This window comes from Nitratidesulfovibrio sp. 1201_IL3209 (assembly GCF_036763125.1).
In the GTDB taxonomy this organism is placed as follows: Bacteria; Desulfobacterota; Desulfovibrionia; order Desulfovibrionales; family Desulfovibrionaceae; genus Cupidesulfovibrio.
Genome location: NZ_JBAIYT010000041.1, coordinates 1 through 20,686, shown reverse-complemented (window position 1 = coordinate 20,686; position 20,686 = coordinate 1). Strand labels below are relative to the sequence as shown.

Below are 20,686 nucleotides of genomic sequence, written 5' to 3'. Positions count from 1 at the left end.
GGTCTACCTCCGCTTCAGGGCGGGCACGGCCGCCTGGGCCAGCTGCCGCAGCAGGGCCAGGGGGGCGCCGTAGATGTCCTGCGGGGCCAGGCGGGCCTCGTCGGCCTTCATGGCAACGCCGCAGGTGTGGATGTCGGTGGTGCGCACGGTGCCGACAAGCCCGCGCAGGGCGAACCGCCCGCCGAAGAAGGCGACCGCCAGCAGCACGGCCAGGGCGGTGGCGTTGAACGCCCCGGCCCCGGAGGCCACGCCCCACGGCGCGACCGCCAGCCCGGCGAAGCCCAGTTCGCGGCCCATGGCGTCGATGGCCAGCAGGGGCAGGCCGGGGAACACGCCGGTGACGATGCACCCGGCGGCCAGGATGCCCATGGGCACCAGCATCACGCGGGGGGCCTCATGCACGTGGGCCAGGTCCGGCGAGGGGCGGCCCAGGAAGGCCGAGTGCAGGAACTTGGCGAAGTAGGCCAGCGTCAGCACGCTGCCCGCCAGCGAGAGCAAGGCCAGCGCCACTTCGCCCTCGGCCATCAGCGCGTGGTAGAGAATCCACTTGGAGGCGAAGCCGTTGGTGGGCGGCACGCCGACCACCGAAAGCGCCCCGATGGCGAACATGGTCAGGGTGACGGGCATGCGCTGCCCGATGCCGCCGAGCTCGTCCAGCGAGTGCTTGTGTGTGCACAGGATGAGCGAGCCCGCCACCAGGAACAGCAGGTCCTTGAACAGCACGTGGTTGACCATGTGCAGCATGCCCCCGGCCATGCCCAGCGGGGTGCCCAGGGCCACGCCCACCACCATGTAGCCCAACTGGCTGACGGTGGAGTAGATGAGCACCAGCTTGAGGTCCGACTGCATCACGGCCAGCAGGGCGGCCATGACGATGGTGACGCCGCCCACCCAGGCGATGGCGTACATCACCTGCGGCTGGCCCCACTGGGCGGACAGCCCGGTGAAGAAGCCCGCGCCGCCCAGCACGAAGAACAGCTTGGCGAGGCCGAACAGGGCGCTCTTCAGCAGCACGGACGAGATGTAGCCGGAAACCGGCGTGGGCGCCGTGGCCGGGTGCATCTGCACGTCGATGCGGAAGGGCAGCTGCGCCGCCTTCATGGTGAAGCCGATGGCCATCAGGGCCACGGCCGTGGCGGCCAGGGCCACCGGCATGGTCGGCAGGGCGGAACGCACCGCGCCGAAGCCGGGGTCGCCCGCCATGGAGGACAGCATGACCACCCCCAGGAACAGGAAGGCCGCGCCCAGCACGTTGAAGAAGAAGTACTTGAAGCCCTCGCGCAGCGCGGCGGGGTTCTCCTCATGCACGATGACGAAGTACAGGCTCCACGAACTCATGATTTCCCAGAAGGTGAAGAAGCCGAACAGGTCGTTGCTGGCGGCAACGCCCATCAGCCCGCCCGCCATGAACAGGAAGAACGTGTAGAAGCGCCACTGGGTGTGGCTGTGCTCCATGTAGCCCACGGCGTAGAGCATGTTCAGGCAGCCGATGACCGGCACGACGAGCGCGAAGGCGAAGGAGACGGAGTCCAGCCCGCGCCCGAAGGCCACCACCGCCACGGCTGCCACGGCCAGGATGATGGCGGTGGCCATGCCCGCCGCCTTGCGGTCGCGCCGCAGCAGGCAGGGCACCACGGCGCCCAGCATGGGGATGAGCACGAAGGGCTGCCAGGACACCGCCAGCATGGGCAGGGCGCCCGCGTCCAGCTTGCCCGCGCCCGCCAGCATGTCGGCCACGGGGGTGACCAGCGACAGGCCCAGTTGCGGCAGCACGCCCAGCACCAGGCACAGCGCGGCCAGCACGCCGGTGGCCGCGCGCATGGAGGCCGGGGCCTCCTGCACCGTGGGGCCGGCGTAGGGCTGGAAGATCAGGGTGCGCACGATGCGCATGTAGTAGACGCACCCGGCAAGGCTGCCCAGCAGCAACACGGCGGCCAGCGCCGGGTGACCGGCGGCCACCAGCGATTGCAGCATCAGGTACTTGCCCACGAAGCCGTTGAACGGCGGCAGGCCCATGATGGAGATGAGGCCCACCACCATGCACCCGGCGGTGAAGGGCATGACCCGGGCCATGCCCGCAAGGTCCGCCAGCTTCCTGCTGCCCGCGCGCAGGATGAGCCCGCCCGCGCAGAGGAACAGCAGGTTCTTCATGATGGCGTGGTTCAGCACGTGCAGCAGCGAGCCGGTGGTGGCCAGCCACGTGCCGAGGCCGATGACCATGAAGATTTCACCCACCTGCCCCATGGTCGAGTAGGCCAGCAGGCGCTTCAGGTCGTCCTGGCGCAGGGCCATCAGTTCGCCGTAGAGCATGGTGGCCGTGCCCAGCACGGTGACCAGCAGGCCCATGGAACTGAAGCCCCCGGCGGATTCCCCGGCCTTGAGCAGCACGGCGGAGCCGAACACCGCCAGCATCAGCCGCAGGGTGCCGTACACGCCGGTCTTGGTCAGGATGCCCGACAACGGGCCGGAGATGGACGAGGGCGCGGCGGGGTGGGCGTCGGGCAGCCAGCCGTGGCCGGGCACCAGGCCCGCCTTGACCGCGAAGCCCACGAAGGCCAGCACCACCGCGCCCTTGACTACGGGAGCAGGCAGTGCGGCGGGCAGGGCGGCGGCAAGACCGGCCAGGGCCGCGAAGTCCAGCGTGCCCGCCTGGGCGGACAGCAGCATGAAGCCGGGCAGCATGGCGCAGGCCCCGGCCACGCACATCACGAAGTACTTCACGGCGGCGTGGAACGCCTTGTCCGTGGCCTCGTGGGCCACCAGGAAGTACGACGAGAAGGTCATCAGTTCCCAGAATACGTAGAAGCCGCCGAAGTCGCGCGCCAGGGCCAGGCCCGAGAGCGAGCCGCATAGCAGCAGCAGGAAGAACCAGTAGCCATTGGCGCGGCGGTCGTGGTGGATGTAGCCCACCGAGTACACCGCCACCACCAGGCCGATGCCCGCCATGATCACGCCGAACAGGCGGGACAGGGGGTCGATCCCGGCGTCGATCCAGGTGAGCGCCAGCGAGGCGGCCACCAGGGCCACCCCGGCCAGCGCGCGGGCGCGGCCGGAGACGAGGCCGATACACCACACGGCGAAGGCGCCCGCGTAGGGCGCGAGGGCCGCCGGATGCCAGTGCGCGCCGAAGGCGGGCAGGGCGTCGGACGCGACGCCCAGGACGGCGGCCACCTGCGCGGTGACGGCGTGCCCGGCCAGGCCGAACGCGGCCAGGAAGAGTGCGAAAAGCCCCGCCTGCACGTGGAACGTGGCGGACGGGGCATGCGGAACGTGGGCGGATTCGCGCCACTGGCCGGATTCGAGACAGATGGCCTGCACTGTCAGCACCGTGGCTGCGGCCAGCGCCATGCCCGCGATGGCCACGGCGGCGGCGTAGCCCCAGTGCCCGGCGGCAAAGGCGGCGTGCAGGATGAAGGCCCGGCCGTCCGGCACGAGGAAGACGGAAAGCCCCATGCCCGCGAACATGGCGAACCCGAAGAACAGCCCGGTCAGGGGCAGCGCGGCGCGGATGCCGCGCAGGTCGTCCAGCGAGGCGGACCCCGCCGTGCGGGCCAGGCGCGAAAGGGTGAGCAGCGCAAGACACCGCGCCGCCACCTGATAGATGCATTGGGTGGTTCCCCCGACCAGCCCGGCTCCCCCGCCGAGGCCAAGGCCGAGGAGCGTGAGGCCGATGTCGGACAGGAACATCAGGCCCAGCATGGTGAAGGGGCGTCGGCGTGCCGCAAGGGCCGACACGGCGCCACCGAGCAGCAGCAGTGCCCCCAGCATGGCCAGGAACGGCAGTTCGGCGACAGGCGGAGCGGTGGTCATGCGAGTCTCCGTCGTTGAGCGTGTATGGTGCAAATTGGTTAAACAACCAATTCGTGAGCCCACCTTATTTTGACCGGAGACATCTTTCAACCCCCCTGATTGTGAACGGGTGGTACAAAACAGGATGTGGCTGGGAAAAAAGCGTGTCCATGCCCATGTTTGACCGCGCGAACAATTTTTTTCGAGGCCGGGAAAAATTTTCGAAAGTTGATCGGATCACCCCGCAAGTACAAAAGATTTGTCCGGATAATCGTCAGTCGGTTGATCTAATGCGAAAAAATGGGAGCGGCGCTTTGTGAAATGAGTGGCGAGTGGCAAATATTTATGCGAGTAAACACTATAGTTAGTGAGTGTGTCTTTGTCTATCCTGCGCAACATCTGCAACGGCATGCATGACGGCGTCGCATTGCCGGTAATGGCGCCACATCATTGGCACGGGAGCCCGGTATGCCGGTCGGGCACGCAAGGCGGAGCGCGCGGCGTATCATGTCGCGCGGCCACACCGTTCCGGGGATGCGACGCGGCCCGGCGCGACGGGCCGTGTCGTGTCGCGTCATGTCAGGAGTTCGCCAGCAGCTTCAGCCCGGCGATGCCCGCCACGATGCACAGGATGCAGCCCAGGCGGGCCGCGGTGGCGGGCTCTCCGAACAGCGCGATGCCCAGCAGCGCGGTGCCCACCGTGCCCACGCCCGTCCACACCGCGTAGGCGGTGCCCAGCGGCAGGTGGCGCAGGGCCACGGCCAGCAGGTACAGACTGACGGCCATGGCCGCCACGGTGAGCAGCGAGGGCAGCGGGCGGGTGAAGCCGTGGGTGTACTTGAGGCCCACGGCCCAGCCCACCTCGAACAGCCCGGCGGCGAACAGGGCGAGCCAGGCGCCGGACGCACCCGACAGGGCGGAAACGGACGCGATGAACGACGAGAACATGATGGCTCCTGCGGCCGCACTGGCGCGGCGGGTTGCGGACAACAAAAAGCCCGGCCGGGGCCGGGCATAAGGACAGCACGCCGTGTGGTGGCGCAGTCCGTGTCATGCGACAGCCCGAACATAGCCATGCCGGGAAAAAAGGCAAGCCGTCACGGCGCGCCGCGACTTGCCGCCATGGGGCGGCCGGGGTATCCTGCGGTATCATTCTTCATCTTGCGCAAGCGTCAGGCTGGTTTCGATGACACACCGGGGGTTCAGTGTGCGCCGCGTCGCGGCGGCGTTGCGCGGCATGGTCCTGTGCGCCGTGCTGGCGCTGGTCTGCGCGGTTGCGTCCGGCGTGGCCGTGGACGGTGCGCGGGCCGGGCAGGAGCCTGGCGGCGCGCCCGGTCCGGCGGGAATGCCGGTGCCGCGCGCAGCGGGCGATGCGGCTGTATCGACGAACGATGCGGCTGCGCCGGCGGACGATGCGGCTGCGTGGGCGGCCGACCCGGCCACCGACGCGGATGCCACCCGCGTGTTGCGCATCGGGTTCAGCACGTCATCGCCACCCTATGTGGACATGGTCAACAAGGCGGGGCTGGAGCCGGTCTTGGCGGCCGCCGCGCTGGCCAGGTCCGGCTACCGGATCGTGCCGGTGTTTCTCCCGCATGCCCGCGCGCTGGAACTGGTGCGCAAGGGCACGCTTGACGGCTGCGGCCCGGTGGGGCGTCACACCGATGTGGCCGGGCTGGCCGTGGGGGACATGTATCTGCGCTACAGCAACGTGGTGGCCTCTCTGGAGGCCGCCGAGCTGGACATCCGTTCGCTGGGGGACCTGCGGGATCTGGTGGTGACGGCCTTCCACAACGCGCGAGTGTTCATGGGGCCGGAATTCGCGGCCATGGCCGACGCCAACCCGCACTACGAGGAGCAGGTGGACCAACGGGCCCAGGTGGAGGCGTTCTTTTACCGGCGCGACCGGGTCATCGTGCTGGACGAACGCATCTTTGCCTTTCACCGCGCCCGGCTGGCCGCACGGGGCGTGGCCGTGCCGGTGCGCATCCACAGGATATTCCCGCCGCAGGACCGCTTTTTCGCGTTCCGCGACCCGGCCGTGCGCGACGCCTTCAACGCGGGGTTGCGGGCGTTGCGCGAGAGCGGGGAGTATGCGCGCATCACGCAGCAGGCATGGCCGCATGGCGGGCCTGGGGATTACCGGCAACGGGACGAAAAGGATCGGACGCAATGACCACGACGGGACAGGACGCTGCCGGGCAGGACGCCACCGGACAAGACGTTACCGGGCAGGACGCCAAGGGGCAGGGCTCCGGCGGCCTTCCGGCCACGGGCAGGCTGGTGGACAGCCATCCCCTGCTGGCCCGGCTGACCGGGCAGGTGGTGTGGAACCTGGCGGAAGAGGCGGGCGCGGACGACGGGGAGTGTTCCCTGTTCATGGACCATTACGTGGCCTGGCGGGGTGCGGCGCTGGGCGTGCTGGAACGGCTGCGCGACGCGCCGGGCGGCGGCCTGCGCCTGGTGGTGGACGACGAGGACCGGGCCGGAGCCTGCCCGGAATGCGTGGCCCTGCATGGCGTGGTCCTGCCGGGCACTCATCCGGACCTTGCCGCATGGCTGCCGCCGTTCTCCATCGGCTGCCACTGCCGGGCCGAATACGTGGAGGCGACGGAGATGGCCGTGGCCGGTCCACACCTGCCGCCGGGTCTGCGGCCGCCCGCGCACCGGTTGTGCTGCCCGCGCCGCCCGCTGTCGCTGTTGCTGGCGCAGTTGCAGGGACACGAGGGGTAGTGTCCGGTAGAACACCGCTGGTGCAGGGTGGGCAAAAACACCGGGGAGGCATTCAGATTGGCACAACGGGGTGAAGTCCGCTCGTGTGCCGTTGGCCCTTGTGCCGCAAAGCGTTTGAGGAAAGGCGTTTTGGGCGCTTTTGGAAGAAACGCGCAGAAGAGTGTGCGCCGATTGGCACGGTTCATCACAGGCATGGAAGAAAAACGGGCGGCCCTTTCGGACCGCCCGTTTGTATTTTGCCTGTGTTCTGCTTTTGCCTTCTGGGCAAGGCAAAATACGATGAAAAATCCTGCGCGATTCTGCCGCGCCAGCGCGGCATGTTGCGTCAATTCAACTCGCGTCCAACCCAGACTGCGCGGCCTATGATGCGGATTCCGTTGGACAAGTCGTCGTGTGCATCCACTTCAATCGGCGGGTAGTCGGGGTTGTAGCTGGAAAGGACCAACTTACCCGGCTCTGCGTTGACCGACTTGAGGTAGACCAAGTCTTCAACGCCGACGGCGTACAGCAGGCCAGGGCGGGGGACGCGTTGGCTCTGATCAATAAGCACCACGTCATTGTGCTTGATGTCCGGCTCCATGCTGTCGCCGGTTACCCGCATCAGGACCATGGAAGACGGCTGCCCCTTGCGCATGAGGAAGTCTGTGTGGAAGGCGTAACGCCGTTCCACGTCTTCTCCTGCCTCGAAACTGCCCGTACCCGCCGACAAGCGGGCCTCCACCATGGGCACCAGCATGATCTGGCCGTCCTTGCACTCAATGACATGCCCCCCTGTTTCTTTGGGTTGTCCTACTGGCTGCGCAAGGGGGGCACCCACTCTGAAGTTCCCGATCCGCGCGGGGACGCACTTGGTTTGAGGGCCGGTGAAAATCGGTCCTTCTCCCAAAAGAAGCCATGCCGGAGCCACATTGAACCGTTTGGATATATTTTCCAGAAACGTGCTGTCAGGAAGGCGTTCACCCTTCTCATAGCGCGCCAAGGTCTGGGCATGCACGCCAAGTTCGGCGGCAAAGGCTTCGCGCGAAATCTTCCCTCGCAGTTCTTCGATCCGCTTGCCAATCATACGCAAAACTTCCAGTCCCAAACTTTTGCAAGGCTTGCCTGCGTCGACTTTTGCGCGCGGTCCGGCTTAACTGTTTGGGATATTTCCCCGAAGCTTTGCAAACCCGAACGGGAAAGTTTTGCACCATTCGGCGTTGACTTTCTGTGCCGTTTGGATAAAAATGGAGCTGCGGGGCGGTGAAGGTTTCATCCTAGCAAGCTGACCTTATCCGCCCGGCCTGCACGGGTCAACGCCCGGAGCGTAGAGATTCCGGACGGTAGCCCCAGAAACAGACGGACGGTTGCCGGTGACTGCGATCCAGTGCTCGCTTTTCGACGACAAGGCAGCCCGCCTTGCCGGGTTGAATGCCACGCTGAAGGTGTCCATGCGGCGCGCCCTTGCCTCGTGCAGGCTTTCCCGCGCGCAGGTGGTGGAGCACATGAACGCCCTGGCGTCGGAAGCGGGAGTCAGACTGACCACCGGCAACGCCGTCAATTGTCCTCTGCTACGCTCGACAAGTGGCTGAATCCCGCTGACCGCGAACACCCGCCACCGGTGTGGCCGTTGGTTCGGCGCTGATGACCGTCGGCGACCCCGTGCCCGCCGTGCTGCCATCGTGGTGGGCTATCCCGCGTAGTGGCGCGGGAGCATGGCGTTGTCTGGCGTCGTGTGAAGTCGGTTGACGTTTATTCGAAAAAGGAACATTAACGTCCGTTTGCATAACGGAGGCATGATTTTGTAAACCGTGGATGGGCGTGGTTGATGATAGCGACACTACACAAACAATTTGAGCGAGCAAAACGGCATATTCCATGGCACTGGCGTAATGCCATACCCATAGACAACGTTCGCATCCGTACGACGCGGGAGACACTGGAGCGCTGCGCGGACCTGATTCACGCGCAGCGTGGCGGGGCGTACCTGCGCTTTGGCGATGGAGACATCTACCTGGCCAACAGCATGAACGACGCACTGCAAACGGCCACGCCGGAGTTCGCCAAGGAAATGCGCGAAGCGTTCCAGTGCAATATGCCGGGTGTCCTGAAAGCATTGCCCATACATTCCGAAAAATTCGGATGCGAGGAAGGAATGTCTCCGGGTGTCTTCCTGATGCGCGACGAAGCGGCGGAGCGGTTCCTGCGCAGGACGCTGGAATGTTTTTCGGGCCACCCCATCTACAGCGCCGTGGCGCTGCACTATCAGTTCGTCGTGGACTTCGAGTATGCCGTGGCCTTCCTGAAGTTGCTGCAACAGAACACCACCTTGTTCGTGGGTGCCGGAGATGTGCCGGACGCGGACAGGAACCTGCTTTTTGGCAACGCGCCCCACGTCTGCACGCCGATGAAGGACTCGTACCGCGCGTTGGACAGAATCGAGCGGGAAACCGTGGCGGCCCTGGAAAATCGGGACGCCTATGGGGTGGTCGTGGTGGCCACAGGCTGCGCTGGCCGGGTGCTCGTCAAGCGCCTGCTGCGCCGTGGTCTGACACGATTCTTCTACTTCGATTTCGGCAGTCTGCTGGACATCATCTGCGGGTGGCATACCCGGACATGGCATACGCGGGCGGGCATCACCCAGGAGCAGATCAAGCGCCTGAAGCGCGACCTTGCCCGCACCTGATCTTGCAGGAAGGACCCGCCGGAGGCGTCCCTTCGCGCGGATGCACGTGGCAACTCCAGTGCCAGTCAATTCATCAGCAACAGGTAATGCAAAGCCCCCGACGATTTTTCGCCGGGGGCTTTTGGTGTCAAGATGCGTGCGCCGCCGTGTCAAACGTCGCGCGCGTACAGGGTGGGCAAAAACCTTCGGAAGTGTCACCGGCGATGTGCCCAAACGAAAAATGGCTTACCTGTGTGTCAGGTAAGCCATTGATCTTTCTGGTGGAGACGATGAGGATTGAACTCACGACCTCAGCATTGCGAACGCTGCGCTCTCCCAGTTGAGCTACGTCCCCAGTCAGGAAAAGGCTGTATATACCTGTTGCCGCCCGACCGCAAGAGGCCGGGGCGGAAAAATTTCTCCGGACGGGCGGGCCGGGGACGGCCGCTATTCCAGCCCCAGCGCGGCGCGCAGGGTGCGCACCCGGTGGCGGTAGGTGTGCTGGGCCAGGATGTGCGCACGCCATGCGGCGGCAAGGTCGCCGCGCAGGACCGGGTCGCGCTCCAGGCGGTCCAGCAGGGCGGCGAGGCCGGGCGTATCGCCCGTTCCGGCTGGGGGCAGGGTGCCCTTGCCATCGCCGCGGGCCGGGGAAAAGGCGATTTCCCGGCGCAGTTCCGGGGGAAAGATGGCGAGGCCGGGCGTGTCGTCGGTGATGCAGAAGCCGCCCGCCGCCCACACGTCGAAGTGGCGCTGGGTAAGCCCGGCGGGCAGCAGCAGGCTGGTGACGTTCAGGGACCAGCGGGCCGCGCGGTACACGGCGGGCAGGGTGGCGTAGTAGTCCACGGGGGGGCGCAGGTCGGTGCCGGGTGGCAGCAGCGGCTGCCAGCCGTCGTCGCCGAACACGGTCAGCCCGTGCGGGGCGGCATTGTTCAGGCAGCGCACCCGCCGGGCCAGGGCGCATTCCTCGGCCCCCAGGCCCGCCGCGCGCACCGCGTTGCCGGGCCACAGTTCCGCGATGCCCAGGCGCGCCGTCCACCAGTGGAAGTCGGGCCGGGGACCGGGCGCGCCGAGCAGGCCGAACGCCTCGTCCAGCAGGGCCGGGGCGATGCGCTGCCCCGCGAAGAAGCCGCCTTTGCCGGGAAAGGCGGAGCGTCCCACGAACACCACGGGCTTCAGGTTGCCGGAAGGGGGAGCGGCCGCGCCGTCCGTCGCGGGTTTTTCCGGTCCGAAAAACTCCGGTCCAGTCGCCAGCGGCAGGTGGATCACCTGTTGCGCCCCGTGGGCGCGCAGCAGGGGAATGAACGATGCGTCGGTGACGCACAGCAGCGCCCCGCGCCACCACGGCCCGCGCAGGGCCGAGAGCAGGTGGAAGGGGTTGTCCACGCACCATACGGCCACGGGCACGCCGCAGGCGCGCAGCAGGTGGAAGCGTTCGCCCCAGGCGTCGAGGCCCGCAAGATTCACGCTCAGGAACAGGGCCGGGCGTTCGTCGGCCAGCAGGCGGGGCAGGTCGGCGTGCAGGGTGTCCGGATCGGCCTGGCGCGAGGTAAGCCCTTCGGCCGCAAGGGCGGCCGAAAGTTCCGGCAGCAGCAGCGAACCGTCCGTGCCCGGCAGCAGCACGGTGCGGGAACGGGCGGATGGGGATGCCGCGCGTAACGATGCGCCGTCACCTGCGGCAATCGGCTCCACCGCCAGCGCGGGAGCCATGCGCACGGCCCGCGCCGCACCCAGCAACGGCCCCCAGAATGACGGGAACAGCCGTTCCGCTTCCCGGTAGGTTACCACCAGCGCGCGGGACAGGCGGCCGGGCGGAAAATCCTCGGGTGCGGCCTGCCTCCACCCGGCGGGGATGGCCGCGCGCCACGCGCCGTGCGTTGCTCCGTCCATATAATGGATGAACGCCGGGCATTCGATGACGTGCACGGCCGGGGCCGTCTGTCCGTCCGGGGGGGGCGTCCGGAGGGGGGCATTCTTTTTTTGCAGCCCCGCCAGCGCGGCGGTCACCGCGCGGTGCGCCGTGGCCGGATTCGGTCCCAGGCCCAGCACCACCACCTCGGCGGGGGCGCTTTCGCCCTGCCCGCGCGGGGGCAGCACGTCGAAGGTGGCGGGCAGGACGCCGTCCGCCAGTACATCATCCGCCAGCACGTCATCGGGCAGAGTCCGGAGCTGCCCCAGTTCGTTGGGGATGCGCAGGCGGGCGGGGCGGGTCATGCTGGTCCTTGGCGGGCGGAGGGGTTTCGGGTACAAGCGGCCACGGGTGACCACATGAAGACATACCGCGACCACTATTTTCTGAAGGCCAAGCAGGAGAACTATCCCGCGCGGTCCATCTACAAGCTGAAGGAAATCGACAACCGCTTCAAGCTGTTCCGTCCGGGCATGAAGGTGCTGGACCTGGGGGCGGCCCCCGGCTCGTGGTCGCTCGGCGCGGCCGAGCGCGTGGGGGCCAGGGGGCGGGTGCTGGCCTGCGACCTGCAAGCCACCGACACCCCGTTTCCGCCCAACGTCACCTTCATGCAGGAGGACGTGTTCAACCGCTCCGAGGCCTTTGAAGATGCGCTGGCCGCCACGGGGCCGTTCCACGTGGTGATCAGCGACATGGCCCCGCGTACCACGGGCACCAGGTTCACCGACCAGGCCCGCTCGCTGGAATTGTGCGTCGAGGCCCTTGCGGTGGCGGACCATTGCCTGATAAAGGGCGGCAGTTTCGTGGTCAAGATTTTCATGGGGCCGGACGTCAAGCAACTGGTTGACGCGCTGCGGGCCCGCTTCGAGACCGTGAAGACCTTCAAGCCCAAAAGCTCGCGGGCCGAAAGCAAGGAAACATTCTACGTCTGCCTCGGGTACCGGGGCGACGGACAGCAGGACTGACGCACGGCGCCGATGGCGCGCGCAGGGCTCCCGCCCGCCGCGCGGTGCAACGTGGCGTTTCCGCACTCATCTCTTTCGCCGTCATTTCTTCCAGGAGGACGCATGGCCGGACACAGCAAATGGGCCAACATCCAGCACCGCAAGGGGCGTCAGGACGCCAAGCGCGGCAAGCTGTTCACCAAGGCCGCCAAGGAAATCATCATCGCCGCCAAGGGCGGTGGCGACCCGGCCAGCAACGCCCGCCTGCGCGCCGCCATCGCGGCCGCCAAGGCCGTGAACCTGCCCAAGGACAAGATCGACAACGCCATCAAGAAGGGCACAGGCGAACTGGCCGGCGGCGACATCCTTGAAATCTCCTACGAAGGCTACGGCCCCGGCGGCGTGGCCCTGATCGTGGAAGCGGCCACCGACAACCGCAACCGCACCGTGGCTGAAGTGCGCCACATCCTTTCCAAGCACGGCGGCTCCATGGGCGAGGCCGGGTGCGTGGGCTGGATGTTCGAGCGCAAGGGCGTGATCACCCTGGACGGCGGCAAGTACACCGAGGACCAGGTGATGGAAGCCGCGCTGGAAGCGGGCGCCGACGACGTGCGCGACGAGGGCGGCACCTGGGAGATCCACACCGCCGTGGCCGACTTCGCCGCCGTGCGCGACGCGCTGGAAGCCGCGGGCATGGAGATGGATTCCGCCGAACTGTCCATGATCCCCCAGAACACGGTGGAAGTGGACGCGGAAACCGGCCGCAAGCTGATGCGCCTGGTGGACGCCCTGGAAGACAACGACGACGTGCAGAACGTGCACGCCAACTTCGACCTGCCCGACGAAGTGCTGGCCGAACTGGAATAGCGCCGACCGTCCATGCCCCGGAGCCCGCCTTGCGCGGGCTCCGGCGTTTCGGCCGCCCGAAGATTCGCTGTCCGGGCGCACCACCCTGCATCCCGGCCCCGCCGGAGGCGCCATGCCCCCCCGCAAGTCCGCATCGCCCGCACCGGATACCCTAGCATCCCCTTCGCCCGCCGCCGGGGGCGTCACCGTCATCGGCATCGACCCCGGCTCGCAGTGCACCGGCTGGGGGGTGGTGCGCGAGGCGTCGGGCGTGCTCACCCTGGTGGACTGCGGGGCCATCCGTCCCAAGGGCGACGACTTCGCCGCGCGGCTGGGCCACCTGTTCCGCGAACTGCACGCCCTGGTGGGCCGCCACGCCCCGGACGAGGCCGCCATCGAGAACGTGCACGCCGCCCGCAACGTGGCCACCGCCCTCAAGCTGGGGCAGGCGCGCGGGGTGGCCGTGGCCGCCTGCGCCGCGCACGGGGTGGCCGTGGCCGACTACCAGCCCTCGGAAATCAAGAAGGCCCTGGTGGGCACCGGCGGGGCGGACAAGGAACAGGTGAGCTTCATGGTGGCCCGCGTCCTGGGCGTGAAGGGCGGCTGGGCGCTGGACACGGGCGATGCGCTGGCCGCCGCCGTGTGTCACCTGAACGCCCGGCGGCTGTCGCGGCTGGCCAGGCTGGGCGGATAGCGGCCCTCGCGCACAGGCATCCCCGCGCCCGGTCATCCTGCGTGCGGTCATCCCCGCGTGCGGGCGGGGCTCAGGCGATGCCGGGTTCCCCCGGTGTGCCCCGTTCGTCCCCGGCCTCATCTCCGAATTCATCCCCTGATTCGTCCCCGATCTCGTTCATGTCCGCATCCAGGGCGATGCAACTCGGCGACTCCTGCCAGCCCCTGGCGGCGTCCTCCGGCACCTGCGAGGCGCGCACGGTGCGGTTGCGGCCGCAGCGCTTGGCCATGTACAGCGCGGCGTCGGCCTCGTGCATCCAGCGCCCCGGCTCCATGTCCGTCCGCGCCTCGGCCACGCCCGAGCTGACCGTCATGGGAATGGGTCCGTCCTCGTGGGGCAGGGGCGTTTCCTCCACCTTGCGGCGCACCCGCTCCAGCAGGACCATCCCGTCGCGTTCGCCCGTGTCGGGCAGCAGCAGGGCGAATTCCTCGCCGCCCACCCGGGCCAGCAGGTCGGGCTCGCGCAACTGGTGGCGGATGATGCCGGTCACGTGGGCCAGCATGGCGTCGCCCACGCCGTGCCCGTAGCGGTCGTTGACCGCCTTGAAGTGGTCCAGATCCAGCATGGCCAGCGCCAGGGGATGCCCGCTGCGCGCGCTGCGGGCCAGTTCCGCGTTCATGGCCTCGTCCAGGCGCCGCCGGTTGAAGCAGCCGGTCAGGTGGTCGCGTTCCGCTATCCGGCGCAGTTCTTCGTTCAGGCGGGTAAGGGCCTGGTTGCTGCCCTCGATGATGCGCACCTGGGCCCGGTTGTGCAGGGTGTAGATGACGGCGGAAAGCAGGGTGCCCAGCGTGGCCAGCCCGCACAGCACCGCGAAGTGGAAACGCACCTGCCGCCGGTCCTCAAGGGTCAGGGCTTCGCCGACCTCTTCGGCCACGTGCAGCGAAAGGCCGTCCTGGGGCCGGTGGGTCACCCCCAGCAGCGCGGGGCGCGTGGCGTCGCCGATGAGCGTCAGGCCGTGCCGCTCGCTGATGCCCCGCACCACGAAGGGGCGCAGCGACAGTTCGGGAAACGCCTCGCGCTTGTAGCGCAGGATGCGCGCCGAAACGGGCATGTCGCGCACCGGGGCGTCGGGCAGGGCGTGGAAGATGTGCGTCTTGTCGTTGGCCAGCACCACCACTCCCTGCTCGTCGGTGACGAAGGCGGCGTCCAGGCGCAACCGGCGCGAGAGGGTGGGCAGGTCGGTCTTCACGCCCACCACGCCCAGCACCGTGCCGTACTGGTGCACCGGCGAGGCGAAGAAGAAGCCGGGCACGCTGGACACGCGCCCCACGGCGAACTGGCGGCCCCGTTCGCCGGACATGGCGGCGATGAAGTAGGCGCGGTCGGCGTAGTTGGTGCCCAGCAGGCTGTCCGGGGTGTCGTGGTTGCTGGCGGCGATGCACGTGCCGGTGTGGTCCATGAGCCAGGCGATGTGCAGGTCCATGGTTTCGGCAAAGGTCTTCAGGAAGGCGTTGAGGGGCGCCCGGCGTCCGGCGTCGGTCCGGGCGGACCCGGACGGGGTGGCCGGGGCCGCCCCGGGCCGGGGAGCCACCTCGTCGCGCACCCGGTCGTCCAGGGCCAGCAGGTCCGGCAGGCGGCGCAACCCGGCGAAGGCCAGTTCGAACTCGTCGTTCACCGTGCGCTGGCGCAGGGCCAGCCGGGTCCGCGCGCCGGACACGATGTCCTCCAGGGCGCGGGCGGCCCACATGTCCGCATAGGTATCGGCCACGTAGAGCACGGGCGCCAGCAGCAGCGCCAGCGCCGCCAGCAGCAGGCGGATGGGCGTGCGCTCCGCGTGGTGGCGGAACCGCGTGAATGGCGTGAATGGGGCGAACTGGCGGGGCAGAAGGGGCATGGACGAGGCTCCGGCTGCGGGGTGCGGAAAAGGATACGGGATTTTCCGTTCCGTACCAAGGGTGTTATCCGGGAGCGGCGTGTTTTTCCGGGGCATGCGGAGCGTGCGGCGGGGACCGGCGGGCAGGACCGTGCGGCGCGCCCGTCTTCCGGCCCGGTCGCTTTTTGTGTAGGGTGCCCGCGAGAGGTGGAGCCATGATCGCGTATGTCGAAGGCCGCGTTGCCGAAGTCTCTGGCAATGCCTGCGTGGTGGTGACGGAAGGGGGCGTGGGGTACGAGGTGCACCTGCCCGCGCACACCCTGTCGCGCCTGCCGGAGCGGGGCGGGCAGGTGGCCTTCCACGTGCGGACCGAGGTGCGTGAGGACGCCCTGGAACTGTTCGGCTTCTCCACCTGGGACGAGCGGCAGACCTTCATGGTGCTCACGTCCATCAGCAAGGTGGGGGCGCGCACGGCCCTGGCCATCCTTTCGCAGTTCCGCCCCGAGGACCTGCGCCGTCTGGTGGTGGAGGACGACGTGCCGGCGCTGACGCGGGTGTCCGGCATCGGCAAGAAGACCGCGCAGCACATCTTTCTGGAACTGAAGTACAAATTGAAGGTGGAGGACTTGCCCGCGGCCGTGGCCCTGGCGGGCGGCGCCGCTCCGGGCGGGGTGTTCCGCGACGCGCTGGCCGGGCTCGGCAACCTCGGCTACCACGAGGACGAGGCCGCCCCGGTGCTGAAGGACGTGCTGAAGGCCGAACCCGACCTTGACGTGGCGGGCGCGCTGCGCGCCGCGCTCAAGGCCCTGGCGAGGGGGCGCTGATGACGGCGGAGAGCAGGAAACCCGGCGGCGAGGGCGCGGGCGGCGGCCCCGATAGCCGCCCCAGTATCTGCCCCAGCATCTGCATGGACGAGAACGTGCGGCCGCGCAGCCTGGACGACTTCATCGGGCAGGACGAGTTGCGGGCCAACCTCAAGGTCTTCGTGGCGGCGGCGCTGGAACGCGGGCAGGCCATGGACCACCTGCTGTTCTACGGCAACCCCGGCCTCGGCAAGACCACCCTGGCCCAGATCATCGCGGCGGAACTGGGGGTGAACCTGGTGTCCACCTCCGGTCCGGTGCTGGAGCGCAGCGGCGACCTGGCGGCCATCCTGACCAACCTCGGGCGGCACGACATCCTGTTCGTGGACGAGATCCACCGCATGCCCGTGGCCGTGGAGGAAGTGCTGTACCCCGCGCTGGAGGACTTCAAGCTCGACCTGGTCATCGGCCAGGGGCCGGGGGCGCGCACGGTGAAGATCGACCTTGAACCGTTCACCCTGGTGGGCGCCACCACGCGCATCGGCCTGCTGTCCTCGCCCCTACGCGACCGCTTCGGCATCATCAGCCGCCTGGAATTCTACGCGCCGGACGACCTCGCGCGCATCGTCACGCGCACGGCGCGCATCCTGGGGGCCAACCTGACCCCCGAGGGCGCGGTGGAGATCGGCCGCCGCTCGCGGGGCACCCCACGCATCGCCAACCGACTGCTGCGCCGGGTGCGCGATTTCGCCGCCGTGCATGGCAACGGCACCATCACCCCGGAACAGGCGTCGGCCGCGCTGGAACGCATGGACGTGGACGAGAGCGGGCTGGACCAGATGGACCGCAAGCTGCTGTCCGTGCTCATCGAGCACTTCGGCGGCGGCCCGGCGGGGGTGAAGACCCTGGCCGTGGCCTGCTCCGAAGAGGTGCGCACCATCGAGGACATCTACGAGCCGTACCTGATCCAGTGCGGCTTCCTGAAGCGCACCCCGCGCGGCCGGGTGGCCACGGCCAAGGCGTACCGCCACCTCAACCTGCTGGCCTGACGCCGGGCGGGAACGGTCCGGCCCGCGCGGCCTGTCCGCCATCGGCCGGCACCGGCGCGGCACGTGCGGCACGGCGCGGGCCGATGGCGGACAGGCCGCGAAGACTGCCTTTCCAACCCTCACCCGGCCGCAGGGCCGGTCACGGAACCTCCATGCCCAAGACGACGCTGCGGGTCGAACTGCTGGCCCATACCCCGGAACCGCTTTCGCTCATCTATGCCGCCTTCCGCCAGTGCTACCATTCCGGGTTCGTGGCCGACATGTGGCCGCGCCTGCTGTCGGGCGAGATCGCGCGCGAGAAACAGGCCCAGTTCGTGGCCTCGGTGATGGAGTCGGGGCATGCCAGCCCGGTGGAGCACGTCAGCTTCACCTTCGCGGCGGAGGGCGTCTCCCGCGCGCTGACCCACCAGCTGGTGCGCCACCGCATCGCCTCGTACTCGCAGCAGAGCCAGCGCTACGTGGACGGCAGCGACTTCGACTACGTGCTGCCCCCGGCCATCGCCCGCAACCCGCAGGCCCTGGCCCGCTTCGAGCGGTGCATGGCCGAAATCGGCGAGGCCTACCGCGACATCAAGGCCCTGTTGGAGGCCGACGGCCGGGCCGGGGCCAAGTCCAACGAGGATGCCCGCTTCGTGCTGCCCCAGGCGGCGGAGACGCGCATCGTGCTGACCATGAACTGCCGCAGCCTGCTCAACTTCTTCGAGCACCGCTGCTGCCTGCGCGCCCAGTGGGAGATCCGGGCCATGGCCAACGCCATGCTGGACCTGTGCCGCGGCGTGCTGCCGGAACTGTTCGCCGTGGCCGGGGCCAAGTGCGAACGGCTGGGCTACTGCCCCGAGGGCGAACGGTTCACCTGCGGCCGGTATCCGTTGCGCCAGCCTGGCTGAACGTGCGCAAGCGCACGGGCGGGCATGACGCCGCCGCGCGCGGTCATGCCGCTCCGTCGCACTGGGCCGAATCGCACCGTACAGGCGTATTCTCCGTCAACCATCGGAAAATTCAGGAAGATTACGGGTGCTTCGCCAGACTCGAAGCAAGGTTGTTTCCCGCCGCGCTGCAGGGCGGGAGCCCTGGCTTTTGGCAACGGGGCGGCGTCAGGCGTGCCCGCGAGGTTACGCGGGACGGTTTTGAGGGTGCTTTGTTTCACGCACGAAGTATCGTGGCGAAAAAAATTAGATACACGGGCAATTTTTTGGCGAAAATCAACAAAGTACCTGTGGAAAAGTTTTTTGATTGATGTGCAAAACTGTGGTTCCCTGCTGTGGAAAGTCTTGCCTGCCAAGGTGTCCGGAAAAGGGCGGAATGACGCCATTGAGTGGTTATAGCTTGTGGTTTCAGTATGTTATTTCGGAAAGAGTCTTGGGAAACAGGGCGCGGGTTCCTCATGACGACAGGCGCTTTTTCTCCATTGCAACCCGGCCGCGAACTCCGTAAACCAAGCACCATGATTTCAATTTGGGGCCAAATTCAGAATATTCTAGAAAAGAGTCTCAACCCAGGGCTCTTCAAGGTCTGGATCTCGCCGCTCGCGGCGGAGGTCCGGGACGACGTGCTGCGCCTGGTGGCTCCCAACGAATTCGTTGCGGCCTGGGTCCGCGACCGGCTGCTGGATGACATCGTGCAGGCGGCCACCGCCGTGCTCGGCAGTGCCCCCACCGTGGTGGTGGACGCCGCGCCGCATGGCGCCGTCCCCCTTTCGCCGCGCGCGGGCCGCGCGGACGCCGCCGCTTCCGCCCCCGGCGCGGGTCTGGACGCTGGCGCGTCCGAAGCCGCCCCGGCCGACGGCGCGCAGGCCCTGCCCGTGTCCGCCGCCCCTGCTCCCTATGTCGCCCATGCCGTGCAGGCCGTGGCCGCGCGCTCCGCGTCCGGCGCCGCCGCCCGCGCCTCGCAGTTGGGGCTGCCGCTGGACATGCCCGCCCCGAACCGCGCCCTGAACTGGCGCTTCTCCTTCGACTCGTTCGTGGTGGGCGCCAGCAACGAACTGGCCTACGCGGCCTCGCGCGGCATCTGCCGCGAAACCCTTTCCGCCGACACGCTGTTCCTCAGTTCCGGTCCGGGCCTCGGCAAGACGCACCTGATGCAGGCCGTGGGCCGCGCCCTGTGCGACGCCAGCAACCGCGCCACGCCGCGCGTGGAGTACCTGACCGCCGAAGAGTTCGCCACCCGGCTCATCGCCGCCCTGAAGGCGCGGGAAGTGGACCGCTTCAAGGCCCGCTACCGCGACGTGGACGTGCTGCTGCTGGAGGACGTGCACTTCCTGCAGGGCAAGGAACGCATGCAGGACGAGGTGCTGGCCACGGTCAAGGCGCTGAAGTCGCGCGGCAGCCGGGTGGTGCTGTCCAGTTCGTTCGCCCCGCGCGACCTCAAGAACCTGGACACCCAACTGGTCTCGCGGTTCTGCTCCGGCTTCCTCGCGCACATCGACAAGCCCGGCTTCGAGACGCGCCGCCGCATCCTGTGCGAGAAGGCCCGCCTGCACCAGGTGATGCTGCCCGACAACGTCACCGACCTTCTGGCCGACCACATCCGCTCGGACGTGCGCCAGATCGAAAGCTGCCTGCACAACCTGGTGCTGAAGGCCAAGCTGCTGAACCGCCAGATTTCCATGGAGATGGCCTGGGAAGTGCTTGGCCACTACGCCCAGCAGGAAGTGGTCATGGACTTCGAGGGCATCGTGCGCAAGGTGTGCGAAGGCTTCGGCATCTCGCCGAAGCAGCTCAATTCGCGCAGCCGCAAGCGCGAATACGTGGTTGCCCGCAATTCCGTGTTCTACCTGGCCCGCAAGCACACCGACCTTTCGCTGAAGGAGATCGGCGACCGGTTCAGCCGCCGCCACTCCACGGTGCTGAAGGGCATCACCTCCATCGAGCGCGAGATGAGCCGCGAAACGCCGTTGGGCCGCCAGGTGTCCAACACGCTGTCGCTCATCGAACGCAATGGTCGAATTACCTACCCCTAGCCAGGGGGGGCCGCCGCGCATGCGGTCGGCAGGGCGCATGCCATCACGGCGGCGCGGGCCTCCCGGTTCGCGCCGCCTTTCGTTTTGCCCGCGCGCGGACTGCCGGGCATGCGGATGCCGTTGGCATAGCGGGCTTTTCATTTGCGGCACGCTGGGGTATCGCAATGCTTCCCCCAGCCATCGAGAGCGTCACTGCATGCTGCGGGGGCACGGTAGGGGCTGCCTCTAAATTGTCTTTTCGCCCGTTGGCATCGTCAAACTTCGTCTGCCATATCGGTCGAATACGAGAAGAGTATACTCCCTCATGGCAGGCTCGTTTTCCTTGCCAACGAACGAAAATTCTAAGGCTCTAGACCATCAGGCCAAGCCCTGATAGGCTAGAATCATGTTTAAAAACAGCAAATTAAGCCGCTACAAAATCGGAAAAATTGCTGAATGCTTTTGCATCGATATTGATGCCACCAAAACTG

Annotated in this window: 17 protein-coding genes, 1 tRNA gene and 1 pseudogene; 13 read left to right on the top strand and 6 right to left on the bottom strand. The window is 67.8% G+C overall.

Going from position 1 to position 20,686, the window contains the following annotated elements; translation table 11 throughout:
* Positions 1 to 3 precede the first annotated feature (3 nt).
* The gene (locus V6B97_RS15280; protein ID WP_333507372.1) at positions 4 to 3,810 is read right to left on the bottom strand and encodes a complex I subunit 5 family protein; all 3,807 of its coding nucleotides are present in this window, start codon (positions 3,808 to 3,810) and stop codon (positions 4 to 6) included.
* A 558-nt stretch (positions 3,811 to 4,368) separates the two neighbouring features.
* Positions 4,369 to 4,737, bottom strand: a complete 369-nt coding sequence (gene sugE, locus V6B97_RS15275; RefSeq protein ID WP_333507371.1) for a quaternary ammonium compound efflux SMR transporter SugE — start codon at positions 4,735 to 4,737, stop codon at positions 4,369 to 4,371.
* 259 nt (positions 4,738 to 4,996) lie between these two features.
* Between sugE and V6B97_RS15270 the strand changes: the two genes are divergently transcribed.
* Positions 4,997 to 5,965 carry a substrate-binding periplasmic protein gene (locus V6B97_RS15270; protein WP_333507370.1) on the top strand — a complete coding sequence of 323 codons (969 nt, stop codon included), beginning with the start codon at positions 4,997 to 4,999 and terminating at the stop codon, positions 5,963 to 5,965.
* Entirely contained in the window at positions 5,962 to 6,522 is a 561-nt protein-coding gene (locus tag V6B97_RS15265) for a hypothetical protein (RefSeq protein ID WP_333507369.1), read from the top strand. Before V6B97_RS15270 ends, V6B97_RS15265 begins: the two co-directional genes overlap by 4 nt.
* 325 nt (positions 6,523 to 6,847) lie before the next feature.
* On the opposite strand, the gene V6B97_RS15260 is transcribed toward V6B97_RS15265, so the two are convergent.
* Positions 6,848 to 7,585: an XRE family transcriptional regulator gene (locus V6B97_RS15260; RefSeq protein ID WP_333507368.1), complete on the bottom strand. Its 738-nt coding sequence runs from the start codon at positions 7,583 to 7,585 to the stop codon at positions 6,848 to 6,850.
* Positions 7,586 to 7,871: 286 nt separating this feature from the next.
* Between V6B97_RS15260 and V6B97_RS15255 the strand changes: the two genes are divergently transcribed.
* Positions 7,872 to 8,090 carry a hypothetical protein gene (locus V6B97_RS15255; RefSeq protein WP_333507367.1) on the top strand — a complete coding sequence of 73 codons (219 nt, stop codon included), beginning with the start codon at positions 7,872 to 7,874 and terminating at the stop codon, positions 8,088 to 8,090.
* 236 nt (positions 8,091 to 8,326) lie between these two features.
* Positions 8,327 to 9,184, top strand: a complete 858-nt coding sequence (locus V6B97_RS15250; RefSeq protein WP_333507366.1) for a hypothetical protein — start codon at positions 8,327 to 8,329, stop codon at positions 9,182 to 9,184.
* Positions 9,185 to 9,442: 258 nt separating this feature from the next.
* Here the strand turns inward: V6B97_RS15250 and V6B97_RS15245 are convergent.
* Both V6B97_RS15245 and V6B97_RS15240 read right to left on the bottom strand, forming a co-directional pair.
* A tRNA-Ala gene (locus tag V6B97_RS15245) sits at positions 9,443 to 9,518 on the bottom strand.
* A 92-nt stretch (positions 9,519 to 9,610) separates the two neighbouring features.
* Positions 9,611 to 11,374, bottom strand: coding sequence for a glycosyltransferase family protein (locus V6B97_RS15240; RefSeq protein ID WP_333507365.1), 1,764 nt, complete (start codon positions 11,372 to 11,374; stop codon positions 9,611 to 9,613).
* A 54-nt stretch (positions 11,375 to 11,428) separates the two neighbouring features.
* Between V6B97_RS15240 and V6B97_RS15235 the strand changes: the two genes are divergently transcribed.
* The 3 genes from V6B97_RS15235 to ruvC all read left to right on the top strand — a co-directional run bounded on the left by V6B97_RS15235 (position 11,429) and on the right by ruvC (position 13,553).
* Positions 11,429 to 12,034 (top strand): RlmE family RNA methyltransferase, encoded by a 606-nt coding sequence (locus tag V6B97_RS15235; protein WP_333507364.1) that lies wholly within the window; start codon positions 11,429 to 11,431, stop codon positions 12,032 to 12,034.
* A gap of 102 nt (positions 12,035 to 12,136) precedes the next feature.
* Positions 12,137 to 12,880, top strand: a complete 744-nt coding sequence (locus tag V6B97_RS15230) for a YebC/PmpR family DNA-binding transcriptional regulator (RefSeq protein ID WP_333507363.1) — start codon at positions 12,137 to 12,139, stop codon at positions 12,878 to 12,880.
* A 112-nt stretch (positions 12,881 to 12,992) separates the two neighbouring features.
* Positions 12,993 to 13,553 carry a crossover junction endodeoxyribonuclease RuvC gene (gene ruvC / locus V6B97_RS15225; protein ID WP_333507362.1) on the top strand — a complete coding sequence of 187 codons (561 nt, stop codon included), beginning with the start codon at positions 12,993 to 12,995 and terminating at the stop codon, positions 13,551 to 13,553.
* A gap of 70 nt (positions 13,554 to 13,623) precedes the next feature.
* On the opposite strand, the gene V6B97_RS15220 is transcribed toward ruvC, so the two are convergent.
* Positions 13,624 to 15,426 (bottom strand): sensor domain-containing diguanylate cyclase, encoded by a 1,803-nt coding sequence (locus tag V6B97_RS15220; RefSeq protein WP_333507360.1) that lies wholly within the window; start codon positions 15,424 to 15,426, stop codon positions 13,624 to 13,626.
* Positions 15,427 to 15,620: 194 nt separating this feature from the next.
* On the opposite strand from V6B97_RS15220, the gene ruvA reads away from it, so the two are divergent.
* The 6 genes and pseudogenes from ruvA to V6B97_RS15190 all read left to right on the top strand — a co-directional run.
* A complete protein-coding gene (gene ruvA, locus V6B97_RS15215; RefSeq protein ID WP_333507359.1) occupies positions 15,621 to 16,229 on the top strand; it encodes a Holliday junction branch migration protein RuvA in 609 nt (202 codons plus the stop codon).
* 83 nt (positions 16,230 to 16,312) lie between these two features.
* Positions 16,313 to 17,257 carry a Holliday junction branch migration DNA helicase RuvB gene (ruvB, locus tag V6B97_RS15210; protein WP_442935499.1) on the top strand — a complete coding sequence of 315 codons (945 nt, stop codon included), beginning with the start codon at positions 16,313 to 16,315 and terminating at the stop codon, positions 17,255 to 17,257.
* A 152-nt stretch (positions 17,258 to 17,409) separates the two neighbouring features.
* On the top strand, positions 17,410 to 18,144 hold the full coding sequence (thyX, locus tag V6B97_RS15205) for an FAD-dependent thymidylate synthase (RefSeq protein ID WP_333507358.1): 735 nt from the start codon (positions 17,410 to 17,412) through the stop codon (positions 18,142 to 18,144).
* Positions 18,145 to 18,146: 2 nt separating this feature from the next.
* Positions 18,147 to 18,494, top strand: a complete 348-nt coding sequence (locus V6B97_RS15200; RefSeq protein ID WP_333507357.1) for a hypothetical protein — start codon at positions 18,147 to 18,149, stop codon at positions 18,492 to 18,494.
* Between the two features lie 207 nt (positions 18,495 to 18,701).
* The gene (dnaA, locus tag V6B97_RS15195; protein WP_333507356.1) at positions 18,702 to 20,216 is read left to right on the top strand and encodes a chromosomal replication initiator protein DnaA; all 1,515 of its coding nucleotides are present in this window, start codon (positions 18,702 to 18,704) and stop codon (positions 20,214 to 20,216) included.
* Positions 20,217 to 20,601: 385 nt separating this feature from the next.
* Positions 20,602 to 20,686: pseudogene (locus tag V6B97_RS15190) on the top strand (IS1595 family transposase); the annotation flags it as partial.

Coding starts and splice junctions, on each gene's coding strand:
- V6B97_RS15280 (WP_333507372.1), bottom strand. CDS start 3,810: ATGACCACCGCTCCGCCTGTCGCCGAACTGCCGTTCCTGGCCATGCTG.
- sugE (WP_333507371.1), bottom strand. CDS start 4,737: ATGTTCTCGTCGTTCATCGCGTCCGTTTCCGCCCTGTCGGGTGCGTCC.
- V6B97_RS15265 (WP_333507369.1), top strand. CDS start 5,962: ATGACCACGACGGGACAGGACGCTGCCGGGCAGGACGCCACCGGACAA.
- V6B97_RS15260 (WP_333507368.1), bottom strand. CDS start 7,585: ATGATTGGCAAGCGGATCGAAGAACTGCGAGGGAAGATTTCGCGCGAA.
- V6B97_RS15250 (WP_333507366.1), top strand. CDS start 8,327: ATGATAGCGACACTACACAAACAATTTGAGCGAGCAAAACGGCATATT.
- V6B97_RS15240 (WP_333507365.1), bottom strand. CDS start 11,374: ATGACCCGCCCCGCCCGCCTGCGCATCCCCAACGAACTGGGGCAGCTC.
- V6B97_RS15235 (WP_333507364.1), top strand. CDS start 11,429: ATGAAGACATACCGCGACCACTATTTTCTGAAGGCCAAGCAGGAGAAC.
- V6B97_RS15230 (WP_333507363.1), top strand. CDS start 12,137: ATGGCCGGACACAGCAAATGGGCCAACATCCAGCACCGCAAGGGGCGT.
- ruvC (WP_333507362.1), top strand. CDS start 12,993: ATGCCCCCCCGCAAGTCCGCATCGCCCGCACCGGATACCCTAGCATCC.
- V6B97_RS15220 (WP_333507360.1), bottom strand. CDS start 15,426: ATGCCCCTTCTGCCCCGCCAGTTCGCCCCATTCACGCCATTCACGCGG.
- ruvA (WP_333507359.1), top strand. CDS start 15,621: ATGATCGCGTATGTCGAAGGCCGCGTTGCCGAAGTCTCTGGCAATGCC.
- ruvB (WP_442935499.1), top strand. CDS start 16,313: ATGGACGAGAACGTGCGGCCGCGCAGCCTGGACGACTTCATCGGGCAG.
- thyX (WP_333507358.1), top strand. CDS start 17,410: ATGCCCAAGACGACGCTGCGGGTCGAACTGCTGGCCCATACCCCGGAA.
- dnaA (WP_333507356.1), top strand. CDS start 18,702: ATGATTTCAATTTGGGGCCAAATTCAGAATATTCTAGAAAAGAGTCTC.